Annotated in this window: 13 protein-coding genes; 4 read left to right on the forward strand and 9 right to left on the reverse strand. The window is 44.4% G+C overall.

Features of this window, described 5'->3' with window-relative positions:
* Positions 1-12 precede the first annotated feature (12 nt).
* Positions 13-1185 carry an HlyD family secretion protein gene (locus ACXAD4_RS17920; protein ID WP_475243153.1) on the reverse strand — a complete coding sequence of 391 codons (1173 nt, stop codon included), beginning with the start codon at positions 1183-1185 and terminating at the stop codon, positions 13-15.
* A gap of 296 nt (positions 1186-1481) precedes the next feature.
* On the opposite strand from ACXAD4_RS17920, the gene ACXAD4_RS17925 reads away from it, so the two are divergent.
* On the forward strand, positions 1482-2393 hold the full coding sequence (locus ACXAD4_RS17925) for a GGDEF domain-containing protein (RefSeq protein WP_475243154.1): 912 nt from the start codon (positions 1482-1484) through the stop codon (positions 2391-2393).
* A gap of 487 nt (positions 2394-2880) precedes the next feature.
* On the opposite strand, the gene ACXAD4_RS17930 is transcribed toward ACXAD4_RS17925, so the two are convergent.
* The 4 genes from ACXAD4_RS17930 to ACXAD4_RS17945 form a co-directional block, all read right to left on the reverse strand.
* On the reverse strand, positions 2881-7044 hold the full coding sequence (locus ACXAD4_RS17930) for a hypothetical protein (protein WP_475243156.1): 4164 nt from the start codon (positions 7042-7044) through the stop codon (positions 2881-2883).
* Between the two features lie 241 nt (positions 7045-7285).
* Complete coding sequence (locus tag ACXAD4_RS17935; RefSeq protein WP_475243157.1) at positions 7286-8878, reverse strand: methyl-accepting chemotaxis protein; 1593 nt, start codon at positions 8876-8878, stop codon at positions 7286-7288.
* A gap of 208 nt (positions 8879-9086) precedes the next feature.
* The gene (locus ACXAD4_RS17940; protein WP_475243159.1) at positions 9087-9851 is read right to left on the reverse strand and encodes a metal-dependent hydrolase; all 765 of its coding nucleotides are present in this window, start codon (positions 9849-9851) and stop codon (positions 9087-9089) included.
* 235 nt (positions 9852-10086) lie between these two features.
* Positions 10087-10587 carry an N-acetyltransferase family protein gene (locus ACXAD4_RS17945; RefSeq protein ID WP_475243160.1) on the reverse strand — a complete coding sequence of 167 codons (501 nt, stop codon included), beginning with the start codon at positions 10585-10587 and terminating at the stop codon, positions 10087-10089.
* Positions 10588-10751: 164 nt separating this feature from the next.
* On the opposite strand from ACXAD4_RS17945, the gene ACXAD4_RS17950 reads away from it, so the two are divergent.
* The 3 genes from ACXAD4_RS17950 (at position 10752) to ACXAD4_RS17960 (ending at position 14242) form a co-directional block, all read left to right on the forward strand.
* Entirely contained in the window at positions 10752-11501 is a 750-nt protein-coding gene (locus ACXAD4_RS17950; RefSeq protein ID WP_475243161.1) for a helix-turn-helix transcriptional regulator, read from the forward strand.
* Between the two features lie 108 nt (positions 11502-11609).
* Positions 11610-13490, forward strand: a complete 1881-nt coding sequence (locus ACXAD4_RS17955; RefSeq protein WP_475243162.1) for a DUF294 nucleotidyltransferase-like domain-containing protein — start codon at positions 11610-11612, stop codon at positions 13488-13490.
* A gap of 8 nt (positions 13491-13498) precedes the next feature.
* The gene (locus ACXAD4_RS17960) at positions 13499-14242 is read left to right on the forward strand and encodes a 3'-5' exonuclease (RefSeq protein WP_475243164.1); all 744 of its coding nucleotides are present in this window, start codon (positions 13499-13501) and stop codon (positions 14240-14242) included.
* Positions 14243-14294: 52 nt separating this feature from the next.
* Here ACXAD4_RS17960 and ACXAD4_RS17965 read toward each other — a convergent pair whose 3' ends face one another.
* Genes ACXAD4_RS17965 through ACXAD4_RS17980 form a run of 4 tightly spaced genes read right to left on the reverse strand, consistent with a single transcriptional unit; the run spans position 14295 to position 17736 of the window.
* Positions 14295-15023 carry an SDR family NAD(P)-dependent oxidoreductase gene (locus tag ACXAD4_RS17965; RefSeq protein WP_317519919.1) on the reverse strand — a complete coding sequence of 243 codons (729 nt, stop codon included), beginning with the start codon at positions 15021-15023 and terminating at the stop codon, positions 14295-14297.
* Positions 15024-15053: 30 nt separating this feature from the next.
* Positions 15054-15692 carry a 2-dehydro-3-deoxy-6-phosphogalactonate aldolase gene (locus ACXAD4_RS17970; RefSeq protein ID WP_475243165.1) on the reverse strand — a complete coding sequence of 213 codons (639 nt, stop codon included), beginning with the start codon at positions 15690-15692 and terminating at the stop codon, positions 15054-15056.
* On the reverse strand, positions 15679-16590 hold the full coding sequence (locus ACXAD4_RS17975; protein WP_475243167.1) for a 2-dehydro-3-deoxygalactonokinase: 912 nt from the start codon (positions 16588-16590) through the stop codon (positions 15679-15681). The genes ACXAD4_RS17970 and ACXAD4_RS17975 overlap by 14 nt, the downstream gene beginning before the upstream one ends.
* Positions 16591-17736, reverse strand: a complete 1146-nt coding sequence (locus ACXAD4_RS17980) for a mandelate racemase/muconate lactonizing enzyme family protein (protein ID WP_475243168.1) — start codon at positions 17734-17736, stop codon at positions 16591-16593.
* Between the last annotated feature and the right edge of the window lie 33 nt (positions 17737-17769).

A 17769-nucleotide genomic window follows, 5' to 3' on the forward strand; every position in this document is an offset into this window, starting at 1 on the left:
GCCTCAACGAAATTAACGGATATACGAGAACCAAGTGATCACTCGGATCCAGACTTTACCAAATACATTCATTAATGAGCTTTCATCGGTATACATCATGATGTCAGCTTGACCGCCGACCCTCAGGCTGCCCTTTGGCATGTCTTCATCAAAGCGAATCATGACCGGAAAACGCTGGGTCTGACGCAACCAGCCAGACTGGTTGGTCACAGTCGCTAACTGGCCTATTTGCTGTGTCTGCCCCCAATCAACACCGTAATCAATACTGGTTACTTCACCGGCAAAGACTTCACCAGGGACATTATCCAATGCAATTTCTACCTTATCGCCGGGTTTGACATTACCCAGGCTATTTTCACGGTAATAAGCTTCAACCCAACTCTCGTCACCGGATACAAATGTCATCAGTGGCTGGCCTTTGTTGGCAAAGATACCCTCGTCCAGCCTGAAGTTCGTTACAGCACCAGCAGAAGGTGCTCGAATCACAGTGCGTTCCAAATCCAACTGCGCTTTTTGAAGGGCCAAAATCGCCGCTTGGATTTCTGTATTTTCGCTACCTTTTTCACCAAGCTGCTTCTTTGCCTGATCGACAGAAGCTCTGGCTTGATCGACACGAGCGCTTGCCTGCGCCAATGCAGCATGGGTTTTATCCGCATCCGCTTGGGTGACAATGCCCTTCTTCACCATGGCAAACACACGGTCTGCCTGGCGACGCACGTTTTGCTGATTGGCTATCGCATCACTTAACTGAGCTTGAGCTGATTCAACTGATGCCGTTTGAACCCCAACTTCCTTGCCTGCCTTTTCAAGGTCCTCTTCCGCCTGCTTAAGGGCAATCATATAGTCTGTTCGGTCAAGCTCAATAAGAGGCTGACCGGCTTCCACTACATCATTGGGCTCGACATGTACTTTGGTTACCGGACCGCTCACCAAGGGAGCCAAAGGAACTACGTTGGCTCTCACCCTTGCCATATCCGTGGTAGGGATAACCCTGTCGGTGACGAGATAGAATATAAAGAGTCCCGCACACAATAGCAGTGTCATGAATGTAGCCCGTCGTGGATCACGATCACCATCATCACTCTTTTTCTGGGTTTCGGTATCAGCCCCTTGCTCTACTCCTTGACTCTGGCTCTGAAGCTCTGTTTTTGTTAGTTCTGCTGTTTCTTTACTTTGCTGGCTCATTACAACCTCATTGTATTCATACAATTAGTTAATAACTTTCAATGCCAGCATTGTAGGTTTTACAGCTGAAGGTTCTTATCAATTCGCGCCATTAAGCACATTTTTGCATTTACGAACATTATCATTGCAAAAATGATGATAAAGCTCTGATTATCTGAATTAACTTGCTTATAAAATGCAATTTAGCTTGAAATATTGGAATCAGTGTCACATATTGTTTTTATTGATGCTTTTATCAAAGCAGTTATTGACCCATTTAGGTCTTACCATGGATGTATACGGTAGTAGTAACTTAGATGATTGAATTTCCTCAGATCCATCTTGACCCTGATAACACCTTTGCCTCTGATTTCGGCATATTGATCCATGACGAATTCAAAATCCTCTATGTCGATGAGAACCTATGCAACATCATTGGTATAGGTGAAGTGCCTGACAACATGTCTCTGCCTAACCTGCTGAGCTTAATCGTCGATATCAACCCAGAGCTAGCCTTAGCACATTATCACCGTTTGATGGCGGGCTCAGCGCGACCTCGGGTACAAACTTTCAAAGTCACTAAACCTTCTGGCAAAGTAGCCCACGTTTTGGCTGCTGAATCCATTGTGCAGTGGAAAGGTGAAATGGCGATTCAATTGGCAATCATCGATATCACCGAAAAATACAACGACTTTTATCAGCTTGAACAGCAAGCATCAATTGACTCCCTCTCAGGACTCACTAACCGCAATCGATTTGAGTCCATACTGAGCAGCGAATTAGCGAAAGCTCAGAAGTTCAACTATCCAATCTCATGTCTGTATATTGATATCGACGACTTCAAGCTGATCAACGATACCTATGGCCATCAAGCCGGTGATGAGGTCATACGCCTATTTTCACAATGCTGCAAATCAAGTATCCGACAGGCTGACTTTATTGGTCGCTGGGGCGGCGAAGAGTTTGTCATTCTTCTTCCTCACACGTCACACCAATTTGCCCTCCTGTTAGCTGAACGCTTACGTTGGCGAGTCAGTAAATTAGATGTCCTCATTCCAGAGGGTGATATCAACTTCACTATCAGTATTGGTGTTAATACCCTTTTGGACGCCGCGGCTTCACCCGCAACTGTATTACACCAAGCAGACCTCGCATTGGCATACGCCAAACGTCATGGCAAAGACCAGGTTATCTCTTACGAAAAAACAATCATACCCAATGAGAAATAGTCAAATAAAATCAATCATATAAAATAAAAGCAAATACGACTAATAATTCATCATTACACTTTTCGATAATCACTGGCGCGAATTGATAAATTGTTTTGGATGAATTTTCCTACACTTCACCTCGTCCGATAAACAACGAGGTTGCAAGTAAAGTGAAAAGTCTTTGGAGTAAAATTAAGTATTTTCTAACTACACCTTACGGTAAAGCTTACTTAGTCTTTATTACCCTCACAAAATTGTATCTGGTATATAAATGGGCTTTAGATCATGTTAAGGACTTCGGTGGCGAAATATTCAATATCATCGGTGCCTCAGTACAATTTGGTGAGTCCCTAAGTGCTATTTCCTTTACTGTGCTATGCGGTTATTACACAGTGAAGGCGGTCATTAATATCTTTAAGCCTTCTCCTAAAGAGCTAACTGCCTAAAGAAGTAACTGCTTATATTTGTTTCTATTAAAATGGGAGCCTTGTGGCTCCCATTTCAATTACTCTTTACTCTCCAACTCTAAAATATACCCCCAAATCTCTCCTTCACCTTCTGCTGGCGGTGGGTTACCCCATTCGCCGGAAGTATCAATCCAGAAAGACTTGATAACAAACTGAATACCATCAGACTCAGTAATCGCTAGTATCTCTGATGAGCCAGTATAAGCCGGATGAGTAATCGTAAGATGCACTTGTCCATCAAGCAATTGCCAGTTAAATGGGAAGTCACCATCTTCTGGGTCAATGAATGCACCGGTATGGTCTGGGCTAAAGCGGATCATTTCACCATCTTCATCCGTTGTTATACGCCAGATAGTCTGTTCATCAGCGTTCTTGCCTATCAGCATATCTTCAGTGAATTTCAACATCCGATTATCTGTCCATACTAGGCATTGCTGTACCGCGTCCTGATACTCTGGTTCTGTCGCATAACTGGCTGGTTGATCGGCCTCATCGTTCCACGGGGTATCGCCATTTTCACAAATTGGAAGTGTTTGGCCTTGCTCATATTCACGGAAAACAAAGCTCCATATATCACTCTGAAGCTCACCTTCATCTCGATATTGCTCATACACAACAAAGCTACTTTGGTTATCGTAGAATTGCTGGTGGGCTAACAACATGAACTCACCGGCATCACTCTCGTCAAATTCCATTTTCAGGAAGCCCTCGTTGGTAATTTCCCAATGCGTTCCTTCTTCCGAACGCCAATCCCCAGCCCGGATCCAGTTAAATTGACCGTTTTCATGGAACTGATAAGCACGTGTATCGCCATCACTTCTCACTCGAACATAGGTCATCCCTGCCAGCGTGTTATTGAAATCATCCTCGATGGCATTGTATCCACCACATGTATCTATAGCCTGATAAAAATCTTCCAGACTTGCTCCCTGTTGGTCTACAGGGCAGCTGGTAATCATTGGTGGATACGTCGTTACCCTTGCCGCCCATATGTTGTACCGGGGCTCGCCAACATCGTCCCACTGGCTGTATATTTTCAACCCGACATATTGATCATCGCTGCCTGTTATCGCGAAATAATCAACAGGTCCCCAGCCATAGGTGATTTCAATGACACCGTCACTGTTTACCAGCCAAGTGAAGTCTGCTGAGCTTCCATCAGCAAATACGACCTGACCAATACCTTGCTCATTAAAGTGCCATTGCTGAAGCTCTTGACCATTAAACAAATAGTATGACTGCCCGGCTACCTGATTTTCTGAGGTTGATACATACACACACTGTTCAAGAATGTCCGCATAATCACTATATTGCGGTTCGCCTATCGGTCCACCAGCATCCCACTCGGTATTACCAATATTACAGATCCGACCGTGCTGGGTGATCGCCATTTCCGCTTCGTCTTGGGTAAGATAAAACTCGCCCAGCCAGCTTTTCCATGCGCCTGAAACCAAGTCGATTTCATCGGCATTAACCATTGCCCGCCAATACGCATTGAACCAATTCCACGGGTTATCTGTATGAGGCACTGAAATCACCAGCGTGCCGCTTTGTGTATCATCAACACGCCAGTTTGGTTGAATACCATCGTGGACAAGCTGAAGCGAGACAAGCTGATATTCCCCATCTTGATTTGGCGTCAGCAGGTCATTACTCGTCACAACATACCACTGCCTTGGAACGCCTGAGGCGTCATACTGGAATGATTTATCTAACAACATGCCATTGTAGTTACTCAGCCCAGGAAGAAGTGTTTCGTCTATCTCATCCAACCCGTAACCACCCTTACGCAAGGTTTCTACTTGGCCGGCTAAATCGGTAACTTGCAGGCTTCCCCATTCAGCAAAGCGATGACCTACCCACAAGCCGTTGTCGCCCTTGATAAAGACTTTGTAGTCTTGACCAACGTCAGGCTGCTGAACAGTAAAATTGATTTCAGCAGAATCAAAATACTCATCCGAGACAGGCGTGTGATTCCAACTTACAGATTCACTGTATTCTGATTCCGTTATCGCTGTTTTTATCAAACTGAAGGAGTTAAACATCACCCCATAAGGATTAGCTTCGTCTACCAGTTTTCCTTCACTGCCTGATAAGAGGTAACGATAACCTTTTACAACCTCAGTGTTAGCATCAAGATCGTATTCAGTTGTTACTTCATACCAATAGTTACCTAAGATATCGGCTTTGTCGGGTACAAAGCTATATTGGGCATATTCTTCAAAATACGGCTGTTCAGGTGCAGCCCATATAGGCCGGAAGTGGCTGAAGGTATATTGCTGTTCATTGAGCACCGAGAAACCAATAAAGGTATTGATAACCCCATTAGCTTGCCAATCACGCTTATCTTGATAATCGACCACTACCCCATTACCAGCCGTTGAGGTCGCTTGTGTACTGTAGTTAAGATCACCATTTTTATCACCAAACACCCAGCTTTCTAGGTCATACTGCTCTAGTACTGTTGTCGTGGTAACGACATCTTGCTGACTAACACTAGAAACCGTCAGGTATTGCACAGCATCAATACCGTCGAGATTTTCAAGGGCAATGTGAGAAGCTAAATCGATGTCATCAAATATTCGGTTAGCACCATTGCTGCCACCTTCTAAAGCCGCATCTGACTCATCAATATAGCGCCAGAAGCTTTCCTGACTTTCAGAATATGTCCCGATATCTAGCCATTGGCTTTCATATTGGATATTACCGTCTAGATTGTAATCGTAATAACCGAAGCTATGACGTTCAAAACTCCCGTCCTCTTTATAAATCGCATGACTCTCCCATTCGCCGAACAAAGTTCCCGAATCGAAATCGGTATAGGCAAGAGTCTCTGTCTTACGAATGTCAGTATTGTTCAACGTTTCAACTGTTACATCGTGAACAACTTCCAGAGTTTTCACATCCATCAGGATGTCGACGAACATTGGCGAGGTATACACCTTGTGTATGACTACATCCGCCACTGACTTCTCGGGATCATAGGGATATACATCACTATTATCGCCAACCTCATCTGAATCGCTATCTAGCCACTCGTTTTTATCCAAAGGAAAAGCATCGTCCTCATCCAAAACCGCATCACCGTCATCATCAGGGTCGGCATTATTCCCTATTTTGTCGCCATCAGTATCAAGCCACTCATTTTTATCAAAAGGAAAGGCATCAAGATGGTCATCAACCTTGTCATTATCATCATCGGGATCACTGTTATCTCCGATTTTATCTAAATCAAAGTCAGCCCATTCTGTATCATCGTCAGGAAATTTGTCTGCGAGGTTATCACCGTATCCATCTCCGTCACTATCTTCCCACTCATCCTTATTACCGGGAAACTTATCCGCGAGGTTGTCACCATGGTCATCACCATCTAAATCTTCCCATTCAGTACCATCATTTGGGAACTTATCTTCAGAGTTTGTGACGCCGTCACGGTCAGTATCAGCCTCGACGGTTTTATTTTCTTCGCTAACTACACGGTCAAAATCATAATCTTCAGGAAGTTCTTCACCACGGTCTGTTATCAAAGCTTCCCCGACCTGACTGCCTTCCTCTATGGCCTGAGTAACAATACCTTCAACAGTATTCCCATCTAACTCTTGTTCAGATTCTGGCAACACACCCGCGGTTACAATTGATTTAGCCGATTGTTTGACCAACTTAATTGCAACACTAGAACCAACTGCCTCTGTGTCTTCATAATCACTGTCTAAAAGCGTTGGATCTACACCAAACATCTGTGCCACATCAGATTTGGCTTGATCTTGGGTCAGCCCTTCTTGACGCATTTTAAAATCAACCATAGTGGTCAAAGGTGTCACTACAGCGCTACCTCCGGGAGCCGACATTACGAAACTCTTCGACACCGTGGTTTTGTCGTTATCAAGATCGATTGTCTTTTTCTCTACCGCCTTTACCACAACGGGATATGACTGCGGACTGTCGATACCATCTACATTTAAAGTAGCAATCCCTTTCTCACTCCACTTACTCGGCTCTATACCTTCATCAAATTGGTAATCTCTATCGAGGTCCAACCAAACAAACGCATTATGGAGATATCCATCTATCGCTTTAACACTCATGGATGTTGTAGGCTCAGGTGTTGGCTGCTCGACATGGGTATTTTTGTCGTCATTACAAGCCGCTAGCGTCAATAAGGTGCCTAACCCTACTGCGACAGCTAATGGGTGCCGTTTCATACTCGCTTCCTTGTCTATCCTCTACACAGTACAGCTCTCGTCGTTATGATTGTTTGAATTGAAATAAGAGCTGTTACTGAGGTTATATGCAGGATAAATTTTGCTCGCATCACCCACACGGGGGATAAAAGTGTCTAGAAGCAGCAATTATTCAAATGGCTTGATATAGCTCAATAAATATCCAGGTACAAAAAAAGGAAGCCGAGGCTTCCTTTTTTAAATTAGAAACGAAACTCACATGTTAATAGCGAAAGAACGCCAATTGCTTACGCTGTTGCTCTGCCAGTTGTGATAACTCTTCACTGGCACTTGCACTCTGACTAATGCCAACCACGTTTTGGTTAACAAGTTCAGACATATTCACCACGTTCTTATTGATATCTTGCGTCACCATTGACTGTTGCTCAGCCGCTGTAGCTACTTCGGTATTCATATCACCGATAGAGGTAATCGCATCGGTAATACCTTCAAATACTTCATTAGCTAACCCCGTCAGTTCTTCGGATTCTTTCAGCATTTGCAGTGACTGCTGCATACCATCATTGGCATTGGCCGACTGACGCTGGAGATCTTCAATGATCGCCTGGATCTCTTGGGTCGACTCTTGGGTCCGTGCTGCCAACATGCGTACTTCGTCAGCTACAACTGCGAAGCCTCGACCAGACTCACCTGCTCGTGCCGCTTCAATCGCCGCATTCAGCGCAAGTAGGTTTGTTTGCTCTGAAATGGCCTGGATAACTTCAATGACCTTGCTAACTTGATCAGACTGCTCTCGAAGGTGCATCACAACATCGGCCGCTTCAGACATCTTCTGCGAGGTTACCTGGTTAGACTGTTCACTTTGGGTAAAGACATTTCGTCCTTCATCAACCATTCTCTGGCTTTGCTTCGCACAAGCATCTGCATCCTGAGCATTGCTACTCACGTTATCAGCAGTACTTGATAATTCATTAACCGCAGAGGCAACTTGTTCAATCTCTGCCATCTCCTGCTGAGCATTTGCCTGCGAGCTATTCATCACTTCTGCAAGCTCAGTTGACGCAGCAGCAACTTCTTCACTAATGCGGTTTAAGTGAGCGATGGTGTCTTGCATCTTCTCTAGGGTATTATTCAAATCCCGGCTAAGCTCACCAATCTCATTAGAACCTGAAACATGTACGCGACCAGTCAGGTTACCTAAGGATAACTGCTTTAGCACTTCGCGTACTTCAAGAATAGGTTTCACCATTCGACCAGAAACTACCCAAGCAATGACTAAACCACTGATAACCATCACCGCCATAATAAGCATGACACTTTGCATCATTTGGCGGTATTCCGCTTCTACTGCTGCAATTTCTTGTTCAACATACTGATCGATAGCAATGGTTAAATCATCAATCGATTGAATCAACTCGCCACCTACCGTTCTGAAGTTCGCTGCCAGCATTTCTGATTCTTGCATCGTAACGCCGATGCTATTTTTGCGAGCAACAAATGGCTTTAGGTCACTATTTAAAAAGCGCTCATAATTTGCCATTTTCTCCTTCACCGTATTGACGTTACGCACTAATGCCGGAGTCTGAGAGAGTTGTTCTAATAATCCCCTGTTTGCATCAAACCCTTGCTTAACTGCAGTATCTAAATTATTGAATGCAGATGGATCATACAGAGCATAAATGGCATTCACTCGTGCAGAAAAACTGTTCTCAAGTATCTGTTGAGAAATGGTTTTTTGCTGCAACGCTGAGAAGGTGGTTTGACTGGTTTGCGCACGTTGAGAGCGGGATTCCTTTGTCACGACAGCAAATGCAATCGCCATAATTGCGCAGATGAGTAAAACAGGAACAAGCACCTGCTTCCTGACAGATATATTATTAATATTTATGAGCATGGGAAAAAATAAAAAATAAAACGTAATGAGAATGCAACTTTATCATGAATTAGCACTCTTTTTTTGATTTTTATCAATACGCCTGCACCGTTAAATTTATGACGCACAGAGTCAAATAAACGTCCTTTCACTAAAAAAAGAAAGCGGTGTTATTACACCGCTTTTATCACTACCCCTCTTTAGAGCTTTGGCTCATCGCCTCTCGTGTTGAGGTGATCACTTCATCAAAGAAGTGCATCACTTCATCCCGGTTAAGCCACTCTGGCTTGAAACGAAATTCATTCCAATTGGTAACCTGCTTCCAGGTATTATCTATTGATGGTCCGTGCAGATATAAAATAGCTATCAATAAGCATTGAAACGCACTAATAAATGGATTTTTCGGTGAGAAAAACTTAAATGCAGAACCAAAAGATAATTTAAGGCGACGATTTGCCAAGTCTACGCTGTACATTTCATCGAGCAGTAAATGCACCACCCCGCCAAAACACAGAAAAGAGCCTGATAGCCAGGCCGTAACATCGCTATAGCCCAATAAATACACGAGCCACACCGTGAATAGCCCTGCGACAGCAATAAAGGCCAATGAGTGACAACAGCCGCGATGAACCGTTATTTTTTCCAATGTCGATTTGAAGTTGTACCGGATCGTCAAATAGCAGAAACCGCTATACACGATGAGCTCTAACATCGACACCAGTTGATAGATATGACCGACAAAACTGAAGGTGATCAAGCCACCAAAAAACCGGAACAAGGTACTCATCGATGTCGAATTGTCTGAATCGATGTCCGGCAGAAGACCGCCGATTGTGCCAAGAAGCATCAACCATAGCGCAGTGATTGGTACAATATGCCCCGCTGATAACAGGGCTGTAGCCGCCAAACTACTCGTAAGTGCGGCTGTTCCAAGATGTGTGTTGAAATTAGCCACTGTAATCACATATACAAGACAGTTACACAACCTATACTCAGGCCATTTTGAGGCCAAATCTAATTGTAGTATCCGTTGATAACTGCCATTGTCTCGTTAACTGGATAAATAACCAGTATATCGTATTACAAGGCAATTACTGTAATAAAATACAGTATTTTAATGCCGCATCATGACTGCGTGATCACTTTTTAGTCGCTTTTGACATCGTGTTGACATACAGACTTTGAAGAACTTAGAGATCGAGAGCCAGCTGATAAAATGCCAAATCTAACCATCGTTCGAATTTATAACCAGCGCTCTTAATCACACCGGCCTCCTCAAAGCCAAATTTTTGGTGTAGACGTAAGCTCGCAATATTCTCTAAGTCTATCGCACCTATTAATGAACGGTAACCTTGGCGTGCAGCCAGGACAATGATGGTTTTCATCAACTCCATTGCCACCCCTTGGCCTCGGAAATCACCTGAAACATAAATGCTGTGCTCAACGGTAAACTGAAAAGCAGGTTGCTCCCTGAATTTGCCAAATGATGCAAATCCCATCAATCGGCCATTATCATCAAAAGCACCAATAACGGGGTAATCACCCTGGGTTTTTGATTCAAACCACTGCTCCATCACGGCCATGGTTCGAGGCTCGTACTCATATAATGCCGTTGTATTTAAAATGGCATCATTAAAGATGTCTAGCATCTCGCCTGCATGTTGTTCATAAGAGCAGTATGTAATATGCATATTTTCCTTTCTTCGCTTGTTGCTAAACCTTGAGCCGTAACCGTAAACATATAACCAAGTACTTTAGGTATATACCTACAAGGATCACAAGATGCACGCTTTTTTTTGTATTCAATTTCTTTATTGTCAAAAATAATTATATGACTTAACGGATTAGGTTTGATATGGCTTTAGCTAATATTTGGGTACGAAAATTAATCGAAGCCGCACAGTCTCCCTCTGACATCAACACCGTGTTAGCTGAGATAAGCCATGCCGTCGGTGCTGATATCGGCGTGCTGTTTATTGGCCCTTCCCCAAAATTTGGACCGGGTCATATTTTCCATTTTGGTATCGAAGACTCCGTACTCGATTTCTATCACCGCCATTCTGACAACGATGCTTATCTACAGCATTACTCTACCCATCATTTTCAAGGCAAAATGGTACCTCTTCAGTCCATGCTACCTATTAAACAAATTGATGATGAGTGGTTTCGGGACGTCATGCTCCCAACCCTATCAGTAAAATATTCCATTAGCGGTTATAGCTATATAAGCATGCACGAGGTCCAAGTGCTTACATTCCATCGCTATTCCACACCTTTCGGGCCTTACTCTCAAACTCAACTGCAGCAATTTATGGATGAACTTATACCCTGGTCGCAGTTCTACCTTTCAACTCAAAAACTCATTGACCAATTTGGAACAACCCCGCTTCACCATGGCAGCATACAACTACCCGATGAATTAACCCCTGCAGAGCGGCAAGTGATTCTGCTCTTATCTAAAGGATACGATGGCACCGAAATTACCCATTTCCGCGGTGTTTCCAAAGAAACCACCAAGTCCCAAATCAAAAGCATACTGCACAAGCTTGACTGCAAGCACCAGAACCATCTACTGCACAAGCTATATACCCAGCTGGTCATCTAGCCTTTGTTTTTCAGTAATATAGTGAGAACCAGCACGCCTTGGCACAAGCAATCTTTGCTGAATTAGGTATACTATTAGCCATCCTCCATAAGCATTACGGAACAAACAATGGAAGCCGAACAGCTGGAAATTCTCAACTTTATCAGCCAGTACCCTCCTTTTAAGGTACTCCCGGAAGAGTCCTTGAAAGAAATTGCCCTCAATATCGAAGTTGCCTATTACCGAGCTGACTCAATGATCCTGAATTTTGGTGATCAAATTCATGATCTTTATCTGATCCGTAGCGGTGCCGTCGAGATCTATCGCCGTAAAGGAGAGCTATATAATCGCATTGATGAAGGTGATCTGTTCGGTCAAATGGGGCTGTTGATGAACAACAAGGTCAGGATGCCTGCCCGCGCCATTGAAGATACCTTGGTTTACTGTATCCCTGAAGATATCTTCAACAAGTTATGTGATGAGTTTGATTCATTTGCTGATTTTGTCGAGCTTGAAGATAGCGCGAGACTACGTAATGTCGTTTCGACCCAAGCAGAAGAAAACGACTTAACCACCTCGAAAGTCCGCACTCTACTATCACGTGACCCTGTCACTATAAGTCGAGATGAAAGCATTCAAACTGCAGCTATGACTATGGCAGAAGAAAATATCTCGGCAATGCTGATTGTTGAGCCCAACGATGACAGTGACGATGACGATTATGATCCACTGGTTGGTATCATTACTGATCGCGATCTTTGTTCCCGTGTTATTGCCAAAGGCTTGGATACTTCAACACCAGTATCCGAAGTAATGAGCACCGAGCTTATCTCGCTCGATTACAACGCCTACGTCTTCGAAGCCATGCTCACCATGCTTCGCTACAATGTGCACCACCTTCCGGTTTTAAGAAACAAAAACCCAATCGGTATCATTGGTTTAACCGACATAGTCCGTTACGAATCCCAAAACAGCCTTTTACTGGTAAGTACCATTTTCCAGCAGCAAACCGTTGAAGAGCTGCAGGTTGTTTCTGAAGAAGTTAAACACTGTTTCGTGCGAATGGTTAATGAAGATGCCAACGCCCATATGATAGGCAGCGCCCTTTCAGTTATAGGCCGTAGCTTCAAACAACGGTTGGCTGAATTGGCACAAGAAGAACTGGGGCCAGCCCCTATCCCATTTTGTCTAATGGCAATGGGCTCAATGGCGAGGGATGAGCAACTTATTGTCACCGATCAGGACAACGCACTTATCCTCGACGACAGTTACGACGAGAAACTGCACGGTGAGTACTTTGAGAAGTTCGCCAAGTTTGTCTGTGATGGCTTGGCCGCATGTGGTTATACCTATTGTACCGGTGATATCATGGCAACAAACCCAGAATGGCGAAAAACTCGCTCACAATGGGAAGAGTGTTTTGCTGAGTGGATTGATAACCCTAAACCGCAGGCTCTACTTAACAGCTCTATCTTCTTCGATTTGTCTGGCGTTTGCGGCCGTGAAAAATGGGCTGAGCAACTCAATAGCTTTGTGGTTCGCCGCGCACGGAAAAATAACCGTTTCTTGGCCTGTTTGGCACGCAACGCCATCAGCAGGACTCCACCACTGGGTTTCTTCAAAGACTTCGTAATGGAGAAAGATGGCAGGCACAATAACTCCATCAACCTTAAACGTCGTGGTACTGCCCCGCTGGCCGATTTGATCCGTGTCCATGCGTTGGCTGTAGGCTCGCGTTCGCAGAACTCATTTGAGCGATTGGATGATGTCATCGAGGCCGGTATTCTGCCTAAAGGGCGTGGCCAGGATTTACGTGATGCCATGGAATTGATCTACATGGTGCGTATCCGTCACCAAGCATTGGATATTGAAGCTGGTATTGAAGCCGATAACAGTATCGAGCCGGAAAACATGTCAGACTTTGAACGCAGAAACCTAAAAGCAGCATTCCAAATTCTGAGTAACGCACAAAACTTTATTAAATTCCGCTACCAAGGTAACCGTCGTTAGTAAGCAGTATGACAGTTAACAAACCAAAATCTCATCGACAACTGCTGAATACGCGCAGTACGCCCGATTGGCCAACGTTTTTCCAGACGCTGCTCAACAAAGCCAATGATGAGAGACTAAAAAGCTTTTACTCCACCCCTATGGTCAGTGGTGACACTCCCCTAAGTGAAGTGCCATTCGTGGCACTTGATTTCGAGACTACAGGGCTCGACCCAAAGAAAGATGAGATCATCAGTATTGGTCTCGTTCCTTTCACCCTGCAACGCATCCGCTGCCGGGAATCAGCACAATGGACAGTGAACCCGCACCGTCCTCTTAATGAAGAGTCAGTGATTATTCACGGTATCACCGACTCCGAAGTGGAGAACGCCCCTGATTTACTCAAAATCTTAGAGCGTGTATTAAATGCGCTCGCAGGAAAAATTGTTGTTGTTCACTATCAGAAGATCGAGCGTGAGTTCATGAACCAAGCATTGCTCAGCAGATTGGAAGAAGGCATACACTTTCCTGTTGTCGATACCATGGCGATTGAAATGGCAATTCAACAACGTGATCACGGTGGCTTAATTAACCGCCTTAAAGGTAACCGACCGGGCTCAGTGCGTTTGGCTCGTTCACGCCAGCGCTATGGTTTACCGGATTACCCTCCCCACCATGCAATGACCGATGCCCTGGCCACAGCAGAATTGTTGCAGGCACAGATTGCCTATCATTTCTCTCCGGATACACCAATCTCAGAAATTTGGTTATAAAAGGCTAATACGCCGTCATGAAGACGGCGCTTTTTTCTCTATTCTTGGCGCGTTAACGAACAAATAATCCACCATTAATATCGATGCTTTCTCCATTGATGAAGTCATTTTCGATACAGAAGTGAATTGCATCGGCGATATTGTTCGCTTTTCCGTTACGCTGCAGCGGGTTGTTCTCGGCCCATGTTTTCATCTGTTCATCAGTCGACACCTTATCGTGGAACGGTGTCTCTATGACACCTGGCGAAACAGAATTCACTCTTATGTGAGGAGCTAGCTCACGGCAAGCACCACGAGTAAAAGTGTCAACGGCTCCCTTAGCGGCCCCATATAGAGTAGCTGTTGGCCCACCATGACGAACAACAATAGATGTCACATTGACAATACAGGCTTTATCGCTGTTTTTAAGAAACGGAACAGATAGTGATGTCACTTTGAACAGTGAGAATGTGTTCAGGTTGAACACATCTAACATTGTATCCCAGGAAAGCTCATCGACCCCCTGCCTTTGAACCATACCACCCGCATTGTTAACTACCGCATCAAGTGTATCAGTTACCTCGCCTACCTCTTCAAACAGCTTGATACACGCCGCTTCACTGGTTAGGTTCGCCTGAAATAGGTGTACTTTGGCTCCTCGATTCTCTAGCTCTACTGCTAAGTCCTCGGCTTTACCTTTTGAGCGATTGTAAACCAAAAACAGCTCATTGCCTTGTGCTAATTTTCGGGCAGTCTCCGCGCCAATTCCGGTACTAGCACCTGTGATTAAGTATTTTGCCATCTTTTTATCTCCGTATTTTGGCTCGTTCAACTAGCCCTTTGCTGATTCGAAAGCTTGTTTAAATTGTTTTGCGTTTGCTCTAATTTCATCGTCAGTTAAGCCTGGCTTAAATAACGCGGCGCCCAAACCAAATCCATTGGCACCTGCATCCAGATAAGGTTTCATGCTTTCTTCTGTCGGGCCTATCCCCCCGACTGGTAGGCAAATCGTCTCTTTAGGTAGTACTGACTTTAACGCCTTAAAGCCAACCAGCCCCAAACTTTGAATAGGGAACAATTTAAGGCCAGTCGCTCCTGCAGCAAGTGCAGCAAAAGCTTCTGTTGGTGTCGCTACACCAGGGAAAGTAACGCAGTTAGCAGCCACAGATAACTCAACCACCTCTTGGTTGAAGTTTGGTGTCACTATCAAATTTGCTCCGGTTTCTATCACTGCTCGGGCTTTATCGAGCGATGTCACTGTACCGGCACCGATCAAATAATCACTACCGAAATGTTTAACCAAAACCTCAATGCTGGTAAGCGCATCTGGAGAGTTCAACGGTACTTCAATCATGGTGAAGCCTTCTTCAATCAAGATCTGAGTAATGCGGACACAGTTACTTGGTTCAAGTCCACGGAGTATTGCAACCAAAGGAAACTCAGCTGCAAGATCAAAACTACGCATAGTCATTATTCATCGCCTCTTTAATTTTCAGCATTCCGGCAAGAAAACTCTCATCGCCACTTATATGCTCACTGGTTTTGTTAAGTAATTGGCAGGTTCTTTCATATCGCATACATAGAGATTTGCTGCCGATAAGGTAAATATGCTGCGTATTCAGTTCTCTTATCTCATTGCCGATCAACAACCCTGACAGGTACTCGTGTACCTCCGAATCATCTAATAGGCCGAACAGTCGGTGGGTACGAGCCTTGAATATCTGGTTGGTTAAGTTCCCAGCCTCACTTTCCAATATCCCACGCTCAAACGCAGCCTTAGACGGATATTGCTCCGGAAGCCCTCGCCCTAAAATGGTGTGGTCGGATAAGGCGGAAAATAGCTCACCCGTCATATAGGTTTTAAAAGAAGACAGCGTATTATCGGTGAGTTGTAAGTGTTTACAGTGCGTTCCTGGAAAAGCAGCCTCTATGGTTGATTTGCCGGTAATTTCAAGCAAACCAAATAACTGCACTTCCTCGCCACGCATCACATCGTAACTACCACTTTCATCACAATGGCTTATACCGGGAATAATTGTCGCTTCAGCGCCCCATGGCAGAGTAAATTGATGCGTATTTCTTGCTAAGTTTTCTAATTTAACTGGAGTACTGACATAAGGAACATTCACCCACCCTTGGGCTGAACCAACCATCCCCGCCATGTAAATAGGTAGATGTTCAAACTCGCCCAACCAATCACTTAATACCACCTTAAGTTGGTCAGCAAAGTTACCGTCTTGCACTTGCAGCAAGCCAAGCCTATGTTCAACTCTATCCACTAACTCACCGACTTCACTCATGGCAAAGGCACGAAAATTAGTGGTCCCCCAGTCTAAAATTATCCAATCTATCGTTCTGTTATTATTCATTTAATTAACCTTGTATTGATAGATAACATCCGGATTTACATCGACACCAATACCCGGCTTAGTCGAAATTTGCACTTTTCCGTTCTCCATTTGGATACCATCAAAAATAAGATCCTTGCGGAACGGGTGTGAAGATTGATCAAACTCCAACATGGGCTGATCTGGATTAAGCGAAAGAGGTGAACTCGGCAGTGAGGCGATAAATTGCAACGAAGCGGCAATACCAATCCCCGATCCCCAAACGTGTGGGATCATATTGATATGATTAGCTTGTGCCATAGCAGCTATTTTCTTGCACTCGGTAATGCCACCGGACGAGCACAAATCTGGTTGGATAATGTCTAGAGCACGACTTTCCAGCCACGGGCGATAGCCCATTTTGCCAAAGATCTGCTCTCCTGCCGCGATAGGTGTTTGCGACATCGTTTTTATCTCTTGATATCCACCAATATCTTCTGGCGCGAGTAGCTCTTCCAAGAAGAACAAATTGAATTCTTCTGTCTCTTTGATAATGCGGCGAGCTGTTGAGGCATTATATGCACCATTAGCGTCAGCCATAATTCGTACATTATCTCCCACCGCCTCTCGTATTGAACGAATCAGCTTAACGTCTTCATCAACACCGAAACCAATCTTTAATTTAAATGCAGTAAAACCTGCTTCGATATATCGGAAAGCTTCATCGACAGAATCATTGGGGTAATGGCCATCAGCAACTCGATAAAAACCAGTTGCGTAAGGCGTCACTTCTTTTCTAAACGCCCCACCGATAAGCTGATGAATAGGTTTATTCAGACTCTTACCGATAACATCCCACAACGCGATATCGACGCCACTAATTGCATTAACTGCTGCGCCAGCTTGCCCGAAAGGTCTTGTCGTGTTGTACATTTCCTCCCAAAGGACTTCGACGTCAAAAGGACTGCGGCCAAGCAATAATGGTTTAAAGGTGTGCTCTACAATTGAAGCAGCAATCTGTGGACTTTGTAAGCCATGACATAGCGCTTCACCATAACCAGTAATCCCCTCATCAGTGATAACCTCAATTATCATTGCACTTCGATTGTGTACCCACCCTTGGGAAAAATAAAAAGGCGTATCTAAAGGTACGGAAATAGCATGTGGTTTAACATCAATAATCTTCATAACCTAACCTTGCTTAAAACTTAAAATAACGTT

Source organism: Photobacterium sp. AWH4_225 (assembly GCF_056158405.1).